The sequence below is a fragment of the Cecembia sp. genome (assembly GCF_007126775.1).
GTDB lineage: Bacteria > Bacteroidota > Bacteroidia > Cytophagales > Cyclobacteriaceae > Cecembia.
Map to the genome: position 1 here is coordinate 71,050 of NZ_SLAP01000001.1, position 12,464 is coordinate 83,513.

Annotated in this window: 8 protein-coding genes; 2 read left to right on the forward strand and 6 right to left on the reverse strand. The window is 41.4% G+C overall.

Annotated features, from left to right (window positions below; all coding sequences use genetic code 11):
* Positions 1–3 precede the first annotated feature (3 nt).
* Positions 4–984 (reverse strand): GTP 3',8-cyclase MoaA, encoded by a 981-nt coding sequence (gene moaA / locus QZT73_RS00285; RefSeq protein WP_291783475.1) that lies wholly within the window; start codon positions 982–984, stop codon positions 4–6.
* Between the two features lie 700 nt (positions 985–1,684).
* Positions 1,685–4,168: a DPP IV N-terminal domain-containing protein gene (locus QZT73_RS00290; protein ID WP_291786061.1), complete on the reverse strand. Its 2,484-nt coding sequence runs from the start codon at positions 4,166–4,168 to the stop codon at positions 1,685–1,687.
* A gap of 439 nt (positions 4,169–4,607) precedes the next feature.
* Between QZT73_RS00290 and QZT73_RS00295 the strand changes: the two genes are divergently transcribed.
* The gene (locus tag QZT73_RS00295; RefSeq protein WP_291778005.1) at positions 4,608–6,092 is read left to right on the forward strand and encodes a carboxypeptidase; all 1,485 of its coding nucleotides are present in this window, start codon (positions 4,608–4,610) and stop codon (positions 6,090–6,092) included.
* Positions 6,093–6,825: 733 nt separating this feature from the next.
* Complete coding sequence (locus tag QZT73_RS00300; RefSeq protein ID WP_291782678.1) at positions 6,826–8,568, forward strand: FAD-dependent oxidoreductase; 1,743 nt, start codon at positions 6,826–6,828, stop codon at positions 8,566–8,568.
* Between the two features lie 340 nt (positions 8,569–8,908).
* Here the strand turns inward: QZT73_RS00300 and QZT73_RS00305 are convergent, their stop codons facing one another.
* From QZT73_RS00305 to QZT73_RS00320, 4 genes are all read right to left on the reverse strand, one after another.
* Positions 8,909–9,541, reverse strand: a complete 633-nt coding sequence (locus QZT73_RS00305; RefSeq protein WP_291786064.1) for a chromophore lyase CpcT/CpeT — start codon at positions 9,539–9,541, stop codon at positions 8,909–8,911.
* 63 nt (positions 9,542–9,604) lie between these two features.
* On the reverse strand, positions 9,605–10,759 hold the full coding sequence (locus tag QZT73_RS00310) for a hypothetical protein (protein WP_291786066.1): 1,155 nt from the start codon (positions 10,757–10,759) through the stop codon (positions 9,605–9,607).
* A gap of 335 nt (positions 10,760–11,094) precedes the next feature.
* Positions 11,095–11,511, reverse strand: a complete 417-nt coding sequence (locus QZT73_RS00315; RefSeq protein WP_291782687.1) for a DUF4345 domain-containing protein — start codon at positions 11,509–11,511, stop codon at positions 11,095–11,097.
* A 285-nt stretch (positions 11,512–11,796) separates the two neighbouring features.
* A partial coding sequence (locus QZT73_RS00320) for a 2-oxo acid dehydrogenase subunit E2 (RefSeq protein WP_291786068.1) occupies positions 11,797–12,464 on the reverse strand: 668 nt, incomplete at its 5' end.

Below are 12,464 nucleotides of genomic sequence, written 5' to 3' on the forward strand. Positions count from 1 at the left end.
AGCTTATCCACCAATTTTGATCATGCTTCTGTTTTGGATTTTATCTGCATCGGTCTTTTGGTAATCGGGGGTAAACTGACCACCCAAAATTGCATGTTTTCGCTGTACGGATAGTTTGATTAGAGGCAGGATGTCTTTTCCTTGTCTTAAATTTCCCAATAAATCCATTTCTTCCTTCCCAAAGAGACAGTTTTTCATCTTTCCGTCCGCTGTCAGTCTCATCCGGTTGCAGTCACCGCAAAAATGCTCACTCATTGTGGTAATAAATGCAAATGTTCCTTTATGCCCGGGAACCTTATATTTTTTTGCCGTGGCATGGGGTTCATCCTGAAGTTTCTCTGCCTCGAATTTTTCCCGCACCATTTCAAGCATCTCTCTTGCGGTGATGACTTTATCTACTTTCCAATGGTTGCCTTCAAAAGGCATAAATTCAATAAAACGGACATGCAGGGGATAATCCTTGGTCAGTGATACAAAATCCAGGATTTCTTTTTCTATGATTCCATTCAGGGCTACTGCATTGATTTTTACCCGGAAACCTTCTTTTAACAAAAGAAGGATGTTTTTCCATACCTGATCTAACTTGTCTCTTTTGGTCAGTTTGAAAAAAGTTTCCTTGTTGAGGGAATCCAAACTCACATTCAAGGTCCGCATGCCCACTTCCTTTAGCTGATCTAAATGCTTATGTACCAAAATCCCATTGGTGGTCATGGTCAATTCCACAGGGTATTTGGCAAGTCTGTTCAGGATTTCCGGAAACGCTTTCCTGACCAGCGGTTCACCTCCTGTCAGCCGGATTTTTCTGACTCCCTGCGCTACAAAAACCCCGGCAATCTGATCGATTTCATCTGTTGACATCAGCCGAGATTGAGGCAAAACGTCTATTTCCTCATTGGGCATACAATAAGCACAACGGAAATTACAGCTGTCAGTCAAAGAGATACGCAGGTAATCGTGAATTCGGTTGTGTTTGTCTACAAGCATGGAATCAAAAGGATTGAATTACTAATATCGTAAAAATGACCGTATAATGCCATTATACTGTACGAATGGTCTCTTAAAAGGAAGTTTTTTCTATAATAGTTTCCTTTTGTGCATGGAAATTTCATCTTAAATATTCGTTTGACAGGAATTTACGTCACTCTTAGAAATTAATTTTTAGGTAAATTTACAGAAAAGGAAATGACAGCTATTGAAACGTCATGCTGAGTTTTTAAAATTTGGCATTTACAGAAAGGCAATGACATCTAGCGAGCCGTCATCCTGATCCGCCACAGGCGGAGAAGGATCTCCTCTATTTTGGGAGACTCTTCCTTCGTCAGAGTGACGGTTCCAGTAACCTGTCAATGGTAGTTTTTAAAATCTGACATTTACAGAAAGGTAATGACAGTTATTGAAACGTCATGCTGAGCGGAGCTTGCGGAGTCGAAGCATCTCCTTAACTTTGGGAGATTCTTCGCTTCCCGCAATTCTGCGGGACAGGCAGTTCCTCGCTCAGAATGACGGTTACTCTTATCTGTCAATGGTAACTTAGTGAAGCATTTCCTCTATTTTGGGAGACTCTTCTCCCGAATTACTCGGTATCAGAATGACGGAAAGCATTATTTCAGAATCATCAAAAAAAAACTCTGCCCACATCTTCATGCATACAGAGGTTTTTTTTATAATTAAAATGTAATCAGGATTACTTGGTCAGTGCTTTTTCCCTTTGAATTTCCAGCATGTCCACGGGAGGAGGTGTATTGTCGCCCAGCAAATGCTGTACATAATAATCTCCCATTTTCCAGAAGAAATACTCCGTCATATCGCCGAACCCATGTCTTTGCCCGGGTAGGATTATGAAATCAAAACGTTTATTGGCTTTAATCAAGGCATTTGCCATTCGGATGGTGTTGGCGGGATGTACGTTATTGTCAACATCTCCCGTTACCAATAGCAATCTTCCTTTAAGGTTTTTGGCCAGGTCAGGATTTCTTTCAATTTGGTAGACAAAGGTGGTATCCCCTTTTGGGGTCACTATTTCTTTCACGCCATGGTGCTTTTCAGACCACCAACGGTTGTAAATGTTGTTTTCATGATTTCCAGCAGAAGAAACAGCGACTTTGAAGAAGTCAGGATAGACCAGCATGGCCGCTGTGGACATAAACCCACCACCGGAATGGCCATGAATCCCAACCCTTGATTTGTCAATGAAAGCATGTCGATCGGCCAATTGCTCCACGGCCGCTTTTTTATCTGCCAAACCATAGTCTCTGAGGTTACCGTAACCATAATTGTGGTACCATTTTGATCTGCCAGGATGCCCACCGCGGTTACCAATGGTTACCACTACAAATCCAAACTGCGCCAAACGATCAATGCGGTCCATGGACCTGCCAAAAGATTTGTTAACAGCTTCGGTTTGGGGACCTGGATAAACATATTGTATGATCGGATAGCTTTTTGTACTGTCAAAGTCAAAAGGCAAATACATGACCCCATACAAATCGGTTATGCCATCATCAGCTTTTACTTGATAGGGTTGCGGGAATTGATAACCTGCCGCAAATAGCGAACTAAGATCTGCTGTTTCCAAGTCCATGACTTTGCGCCCCATATTGTCATAAAGGGTAGAAGCGGGTACTGTATTTACCCGGCTAAAATTATTGACAAAGAAATTGCCTTTGTCATTCATGGAAACGCTGTGATTGTAATCCCCGGGGTTGAGTAAGGTGACAGCTCCTCCATTGATGCTGACTTTGTATAAATGCTCATAATAGGGGTCTTCGCCCTTTTCTCTTCCATTTGCAGTAAAGTATAATGTTCTGGCCTTTTCATCTACTCTTATTACTGACTCGCTGTGGAAGGGACCAGCAGTCAATTGTCTTTTCAAATTGCCATCGGTACCATACAGGTAGTAGTGGCCCCAACCATCCCTTTCAGACCAATGGATCATTTCCGTGCCATTGTTGAAAATTTCAGGTTTTTGAATTTCTATATAGGTATTGCTTCTTTCTTCCACAATAACTTCTTTTTTACCTTCTTTGATATTCCAGCGGCAGATGTCTATACGCTTTAAATCTCTGGAAGTAATAGAGAAATAAAAATAATCCGTATCTCCCAACCACTTGACGGGTTTGAAATCATCATCCCTATTGGAGGCAGGCGTATCCTTTGACCACAAACCAATCGTCTGATCTTTGAAAGTGGCTACATCCAACTTGGAAAATGTCTCATTATCAAATGAATAGTGGTGTAACTCGGCAATGGGCTGTTCCTTTTCACCGGGCATGGCATACTTGTAGGTTTCCAAAGTAGGCCTTGGATCCCTGGTATTGTGGATCACCCATAAATCTTTTACTTCTCTTGCATCTGAACGTGTCAAAATAAACTGTTGGGAATTCTCAGCCCAAAGGATACTTGCCCGCTTTCTTTTATCCTTATTTTTTTCTTCTTCCACATTATCTTCTCCACGGGTCGAGCCACCGTAGGAATAGTCTTTTTCCCCATCGGTGGTGAGTTGATGCTCTACGATGGTGCTGTCTTTTTCATCTTTAACCGCTTTGAGGAAGTTTTCCTTGTCCATCCAGTACAGATTGTGGTGTCTGGCAAAAACCACTTTGGAGGAATCCGGAGAAATGTTCGCCCAAGCCAATCTTTTGGCTTCTTCTTCAGGGTCTTCGATTTCTGTGAGCACCTGGCTGTTGATGTTGTATCTGAAGACAAAAGTTTTCTTCTCTAAAGAGTCTTTGGCATTCTTGTTTTTGGATTTGATTTCCTCCCAGTCTTTTTTCAGGATATCCTGGCTGCTTTTCACCTTAAATTCTATGGTGTTTTCATCTTCCAAAAACTTCATGTTGCTGATGTCTAAATGCTGTCCGTCAAAAGGATCTTTCACCACCTTGGTGATTTCTGCTGCCAAACGGTCATTGTCAAACAGCTTGGTTTTACTTTTGGTCGCAGGATTCACGATGTACCAGTTTTTTCCTTCCGTAGTTTCGTATTCATACCAAAAGCGATCTGATTTTTTCAACCAATGGGCATCTACAGAGGTACTGAAAATCATCTTTTTCAGTTTTTCAGGAGAAAATCTCGCAGCGAGTTCATAATTTCCTTGTGTATGCGGCGCTTGAGCATGTACTGCCCCTATAGCCAACCAACAAAAGAATAAGAGGTAAACTTTTTTCATAATTTATCAAATTTCAAACCTTGAAACTAAAATAAAGTCTAATTAATGAACAACCGTTGATGGAAAATTAGGTTTTATGAGATTTGCTTTTTCTTGTATTAGCAAAATACAAGGAGCAGGACATTAACATCCATAAACATTGAACCCTGAACCTGTCTTGTTCAAAAATTTCAATTCCGCCGCGGCGGACAAGTCGTTCATTGTTCAATCAGCCTAGGCGGACAAGTTGTTGTACGAATCATATTTTGAACCTGAACCTTGAACTCTGCATTTCTAATTCCTAATTCTTCATACTTCACTCCATTCAGGAAATATTTCTTCATTCATTATTATATATTCTTTTACCTTCCACTTATCACAATCTGCTTTCCTTCTGTATAAATCAAGTGCTTTTCAAATACTGTCTTGGTATATTTAAACAGCATTAATTAAAAACACTATGAAAAGAAACTTACTGACGTTATTTATGCTGGTTTTTACCGTGCTAAATTCACAGGCACAGGAAACTAGAGACATCAAAGTAGAATCCTCATCAGTAACCAATGGTACTGCGACTATCAAAGGCAACCGCGTTCCTTATAAAGCCACTGCCGGTACCATGCCGGTCTGGAATGAAGATGGAGAACCTATTGCTACTTTGTTCTATACCTATTATGAAAGAACAGATGTAACAGATAAAAGCACCCGTCCCTTGGTATTTTCCTTTAACGGTGGTCCAGGTTCAGGCTCACTATGGATGCACTTGGCCTATACGGGCCCTTATGTACTCAACATCGACGATGAAGGTTATCCATTGCAGCCTTACGGCGTGAAGCAAAATCCTCATTCTATCTTGGATGTAGCCGATATCATTTATATCGATCCGGTGAATACAGGCTATTCCAGGATTGTTGATAAGGAAACGCCCCGATCCACTTTCTTTGGCATCAACTCTGATGTGAAATACCTCGCTGATTGGGTGAAAACTTTCGTGACCAGACAAAACAGGTGGCAATCGCCAAAATACCTGATTGGGGAGAGTTATGGCACTACCCGGGTTTCCGGTTTGGCCCATGAACTTCAAAATGCGCATTGGATGTATTTGAATGGCGTAATTCTGGTTTCTCCTACTGGTCTTGGTCTTGATAGAAGCGGTCCAGTTGCCAAAGCCAATTACCTGCCTTATTTTGCTGCCACTGCTTGGTACCATGAGGTATTGCCGGCAGACCTTCAGGCCAAAGACTTGGATGAAATCTTGCCTGAGGTGGAAAAATATACCATGGACGTAGTACTTCCTGCCATAGCCAAAGGGGGAGCTTTGGATGAAGCAGAAAGAAAAGCCATTGCCAAGAAGATGGCCTATTATTCTGGTATCAAGGAGGAAGTATTCATGAATTTTGCTTTGGCAGTACCGACCAGTTTCTATTGGAAAGAGTTGATGCGCGATAAAGGATTGACTGTAGGCCGACTGGACAGCCGATACAGAGGAATTGACCAGACCGATGCTGGAGAAAGGTTTGATTATGATCCGGCTTTGACTGCCTGGAACCATGCCTTTTCCCCGGCGATGAATTATTATGCTAAAAACGTTTTGAAGTATGATACGGATTTGACCTATTACTTATTTGGTCCCGTGCATCCTTGGGACAGAAACAACGACAATACAGGTATGCAGCTGGCACAGGCCATGTTACAAAACCCATACTTACATGTGATGACCCAATCGGGGTACTTTGATGGTGGTACAGATTATTTCAATGCCAAATACAACATGTGGCAGATGGATCCTGCCGGAAAACTTCAGGATAGAATGAGCTTTAAAGGATACAGGAGTGGTCATATGATGTACCTTAGGGCTGAAGATTTGGCCAATTCCAATGAGGATGTAAGACAGTTTATCCTGAAGACCATTCCGGCAAAGGATAAGCCTGCGAAGTATTGGTAGGAGAGAGGCGAGAGATTAGCGTCAAGAAACAAGATTTAAGAAATTCGAATTTCTGAAGATTTTGAACCGTGAAGGAGTTAAGGAAATTAGGATTCCATTAAATTGGGGTTCAGAATTACCTTAACTCCTTTTTTTATTTATTCAATCCCCATCAGTTTTTTAGTTAACGCACCTTTGCGAGAAAGTTAAAAGGGTTCTCGCAGCGCCCGCTAAGATGACGCAACGTACGCCACGATCCAAACCTTTCTGGTTTAGGATTTTTTAACCAAGCCCGCCTGTCTTGGGAAGGAATATCGAAAAAAACAGGTAATCTGATTGAAATAAATTTATGTTCAATTTTATATTAGGGATTCTCATGTAAACAGGAAAAAGGCTGAAGGCCTTACATGTGATAGCCCAGGGCAAGGAACGCAGCCCTGGGTTTAAAGGATATGATTTATACACAGAGGCGGCGCAAGAACATCCTAAAAAACCGGAAACGCAATCGCCGTCGATATGGAAATGAATCGCAAAAGGAACAAAAGAAAGCAAAAGCATTAGCGTCTTTACTTTGCGCCATTTCGAGAAAATAAAAATCACGCAACCCTTTGTGCCTCCCTGCCTTTGTGGTTAAACAATTATTGCCAATTACTTGGCATATATTATCATGGGTTCAGCTTGATTTTGATGCTTATTGATTTTTCAATATTTTGTTTTATTATTTCCCGAAATCCCCAAACCCTTTAACACAAACATGTCAAATTTTAGCCGTAGAAATTTCCTCAAAAGCACTGTTATCCTATCCAGTGGACTTATCGTTCCGGCTTATCTGAAAAGTTGTCAGTCACCCGATGAGGTTTATGATATAGTCATTTATGGAGCCACCTCAGCAGGTATCATCGCTGCTGTGAAGGCCGCAGAAATGGGCAATTCCTGTATCATCGTGGAACCATCAGGTCATATTGGAGGCTTGACCACAGCTGGCCTTGGAGCGACGGACCTGGGTTACGCGGACGCCATAGGGGGCATGTCAAGAGGGTTTTACCAAAGACTAAGGGAATATTACAAAGCCGAATCCATCTGGAAATACGAAGAGCCGCATATTGTTGGTGCGAATGATACTTCTTGGTTTTTTGAACCCAGTGCTGCAATGGCGGTGTACAATGCCATGTTGGAAGAAAATAACATTCCACTTGTACTGGATGAGCGTTTGATTCTTGGAAGCAATGGGGTGAACAAAAGAGGCACGGGCATTTCCTCCATTGTAACCGAAAATGGCAATGTTTATCAGGGGAAAATTTTTATCGATGCCACCTATGAGGGAGACCTGATGGCCATGGCAGGTGTTTCCTATCATGTTGGTAGAGAAGCCAATGCTGTTTATGGAGAAACCTTAAATGGAATTCAAAAGATCAGGACCCATTACCATATCATTCCTGGTTTTGTGGATCCTTATATTGAAGCCGGTAATCCCCAAAGTGGCATTTTACCGGGTGTATCGGCTGAGGATCCAGGGAAGGATTTTGAGGGGGACCACCGGATTCAGGCCTATTGTTTCCGCCTTTGTCTGACGGATGTGGAAGCCAATAAGGTTCCTTTTGAAAAACCGGAAGGATATGAAGAACTGGAATATGAACTGCTGTTCCGGAATTTCGAAGCAGGGGAGAACCGCATCCCATGGCTTCCCCATATGATGCCCAACCGAAAAACAGATACCAATAACCGTTGGGGAATTTCCACCAATAAAATCGGGATCAACTATGGCTATCCCAATGGAAGCTATGCACAGCGGGCCAGCATCATTGCCGAGCAGGAGCATTACCAAAAAGGGTTGATGTGGACCTTGGCCAATCACCCTAGGATTCCGGACAATGTGCGAGGAGAAGTAAGCAAATGGGGCTTGGCCATGGATGAGTTTACGGATAATGGCCATTGGCCATCAAACATCTATGTGCGGGAAGCCAGAAGGATGGTAGGGGAATATGTGATGACCGAGCAGGATTGCCGAAGGATGAAAGTATCAGATCAAGCCATAGGCATGGGCTCTTATACCATGGATTCCCATAATGTGCAGCGTTATATCACCCCTTTTGGCTGTGTTCAGAATGAGGGAAATATTGAAGAAGGTACAGGTGGGCCCTATGTGATACCTTATGGCTGTATCCTTCCCAAAAAGAATGAATGTGACAATTTGCTTATCACATGCGCAGTTTCATCTTCGCATATTGCTTATGGATCTATCCGTATGGAACCTGTATTTATGATTTTGGGGCAATCGGCTGCGGTTGCAGCGGGAATGGCTTTGGAAACCAATACAGGGCTGCATGATCTTCCTTATCCAAGGTTGAGGGAAAGACTAATCGCCGATGGGCAGCGCTTGGATTTGGATACAGAAAAATTTCCGGCATTACCACCTGACGCAGAACCACCAAAAGAAAGGAGAAGGATTGGTGGGGAACCTTTGATTTATGGGGGATGTGTGGTGAGAGAGGGATGAGGGGAAAGGGTTTATGAGTTGAATGAACATTGAACATTTAAACAATGAACATAAATCGGTTCAGCGTTCGGGAGTTCAGGGTTCATGGTAGGTTTAAGGTTTAAGGGGTTAAAAGTGTTGATTCGATAAAACGTGTGATGATGAATAGGAGGTTTGACCCGTGATGGGGTCATATATTTATAGGACCAACGCGCTTGCTATAAACATTCGACTCCGATGGGATCGAATATAGAAAAACAGCTCTTTAGGATCTTGAAAACTGCATCAATCCCAATTTTTTTTTGTGTCTTCGTGCCTACGTGGCAAAAATTTTGTAACCTAAATCTTTATGAGTCCATCATCACTTTTTCACCTTATCAAACCTATATCCTCCCTTTGTTGAACCCCAAACCTGCTCCCCTTGGGTATTCCAACCTTGATCCCAAGAAGTCATCCCATTTTTATCCAGTTTGACTTTGGAGGTAGTATAGCTGGCACCCCTTAGATTGGAAGGGCAGTCCTGGTCTCGGGTGGACCCTTCAAACTGCCTCTTTCCGGTTTTACGTAAAAATATCCCGCAGCCTTCTTTGTGGGTCAACATGTCCTTGTTCAAGGAAGTCAAGATACCGGGATCTTTAATTTTTCCAGCAAAACGGGCCTCATCCTGTATCTCATACACCTGGCTGACCAAGGTATAGGCATCTTCCTTATACAAATGGTACACCCGCACTCGGTAGGGTGCTTCCGGTGAACTGGCCATGGCCTGTTCCACATACAACCAATACCCATCCTTTGCATCCTTCCAAATGGGCTGAATGATGAGGCTGATATGGAAAAACTCAGGGTCTTCCAACGATTGGGCCTCCGAACTGAAACTCCCGGACATGATCTCATAAAGGTCCTTGAGGTCTTTTGGAGAGACTTTTTGCTGTTGAGCGGTTAATGGGTTGATGCCCAATAAAAAAAAGCAAAGGACTAGGATGAAATATTTCATATACTAAATTTAAGGCCAAAAGTTAACAATAAACAACAAGTTTCTGGCTGGATTAAATCAAAATTATCGGACATAAATCCGTGACTGGGAGGTGAAATCAGAAACTTCTTCTGCACTTTTTCCTTCAAAATATTCGTATTGAATTTTTTCTTTTTCCAGCAATTGAATCAATAAAGTCCCTTCAGGAGTAACATTTTCGTTTTGGATCAGTAACCAATGATTGGCCACTTCAAACTTAATATGACCCGATTCCATGGTAATGTCCTCTGGCATGGGGGTATTTCCTTTGACAAACCAAATATAGGGCTCTATATCCCGGGTATGGATACCATCTCCGTCCATTAGCGGGCTGGCATCTGCTATGGTTATCCTGTCTCCATATAGATCATGCCTGGCAAAAATCAGTTGCCTGCTCCACTGGGTGATTTCTGTGGTTCCTTCCAAAAACCAATTTCCTGCCAAAGTACCTTCTTTGTCATACGCCACCCGCCCACATCTTGGTTGTGCAGTCCTTGCAGTAATCGCCCATACTTTCTCTTGAAGAGAAGGGGGCAAATAATCTGTAAAGCATACCGCCGAACGGTATTCCATACCGTACATCTCCGGATTGGCAAAGTAATGCTCCCTCTCATAGTCATACATGCCAATGTCAAGGCCTGGATGGGGACCTACATAGCCAATAACCTGTCCAGCTGTTATTTTAATATTCACCCTATTGTGTACCCCTCTGCCTTCTTTTATTTCACCAGCTTGTTCCAAAATTTCTTCCGACAAAGCTGTAACATGTCCATAGTATCCGCCAGCATGCTTGCTGAATACCATATCCAAAGAAAAATCATCATAATCTCTTCCCAATAAATCGGGGGGAGCATTCCCATCTACTACAGTTCGAAATTCTTTCTCTATGTTGTAAATATATCCGTCTCCCATAGCATAGACCGGAATTTGAGCTGGGAAAGTATATGGATTCAATAAACGGAATCCCCCATGCATCTTGGGAATGCCATGAATCTGACCTATGGCATCCATCACCAACATTTCCTCTAAGTCTGTGGGAAGGTGGGTAAAAATAACCTGCTCGGGTAAATCTGAAAATTGATCATGTATGCTCTGATTTCCAGAAGGTGTAGAATCACCCGAACCATCACAAGAGAAAATAGTCGAGAGGATCAATCCTATAATTGCATAATAAAAGAATTGGTTATAACTGGTTTGCATCGTATTTAGGGTCTAAAAATTACCAATAAGGTTTAGTGTTCGGTAAGAAAATCTTTTACCAAAACTAATTTAGAAAATTAATGATGAAAGGCAATGTAAATTGCTGATTAATTGCTGGTTAAGTTGATATTATTTTATATTTTATCCCAAAATAAGCCTTGGATTACATATGCTTTTTGGAGCCTTTCTTTACATTTCGAAATGTTTCATTAAAAAGCCTAAATTAAAATCCCATCTATATGTTTTTAGCTAATAAAAATTGATTTTATCAATCTATCCGAATTTAGCTTATTGAAAGCAATATTGAATGCGGCCAAGTTTCTCAATGGAGTTAATCAAATTTGAGCGTTATTTTCAGTCCCGCTTTTTTCTCTTTTCCTCTCGATAAAAAATAAAATAAAAGCCAACAAGCCGAAACTGAATTCGGCAAGGAAGCTCAGCCAATTGGAAGTATTACTGGCCCCATCAAAAACAATCCCGTATAACCTTGCCAAAGACGTAATTCCAATAGAACCGGCCAAAACAATCAAACCATATTGAATTCTTTTTTTGTCCAAGACAAAATAAAGCAATAAAATTCCAAGACCGATTTCCATTCCTCCCAGGACAGCACGGATATGGTTGGCAGCGCTTCTGTCCGGTAAAATGATGCCGTCTATATCGGTAATGGCATCTGGATGAATAAAAAATAATAATCCAAAACCAAAGTATACCAAACTGCCCAAAATCAACAAGATTTTTGAAATTTTCATGATGTTGCGTTTTAAATGAAAATCATTCACTTTAGATACTGAGATATCCCCAATTTACGAGATGGTAAAATAGAGAACTGAAATAAATAGCTGATTTCTCCAACACATTGAATTGGAACATAATTGGCAAACAATACATATTTCATCCAAATTAATTTAATATTGAATATAAGGTAAATTATATCTCAACCCGTCTGAATAGGTTGAAGGGCTATTTTCTTTTGTTACTTTTTTTATGATGATTAATATCGTGCTTTAGTAAGAGTGTTTTACTCTCTTATTCAATCAATAAGAATTTAAATTTAATCCTTTTTCAATATTTTGGCTTAATTCAGCAATAAAACGAGCCATTGGAGCGCCATCCATGACATCATGGTCCATGAGTATGGACATTTTAAGCATTTCCCTGATGGCGACCTGATCGTCTACAATGGCGGGTTGCTTTACAATGGAACTGACACCGAAACAGACAGGGTGGATGGAAATGGGGATAAACCAACCCTTCACATCTCCCATCATACCCAAGGAAGAAAAACTTACATTCCCCATTTTCCGGAATGCCAGTTTAGGGTTTTTCAATAAGTACCTCCAAAACCACCTCCTTAAAAATCCAGGGAGTATATAATACAAGCGTTCTGATTTTTGCCGCTTTCGATGCAGGACAATATCCTTATCCGTTAAGGGCTTCGACTTCGCATCCTGGATCAGTCTGCTGATCTCCTCAATGCTTAATTCCTGGGCTTTTTCAATCAACAGCGGAATGGGCACTCTCGCCCCATTGATTTCTTTTTCCACCAGGATCGAGATATTGATGTCCTCAAAGATGATTTGTTTGTTTCTTCCCATAAGGTAAGAACCGGATGTATCGTGATTTTTGATGGTTCTCGCGATCACAGAGATCAACCATGCATTAAATGATATTGGATCTTCTTGAATTTGATTGTATTCACTGA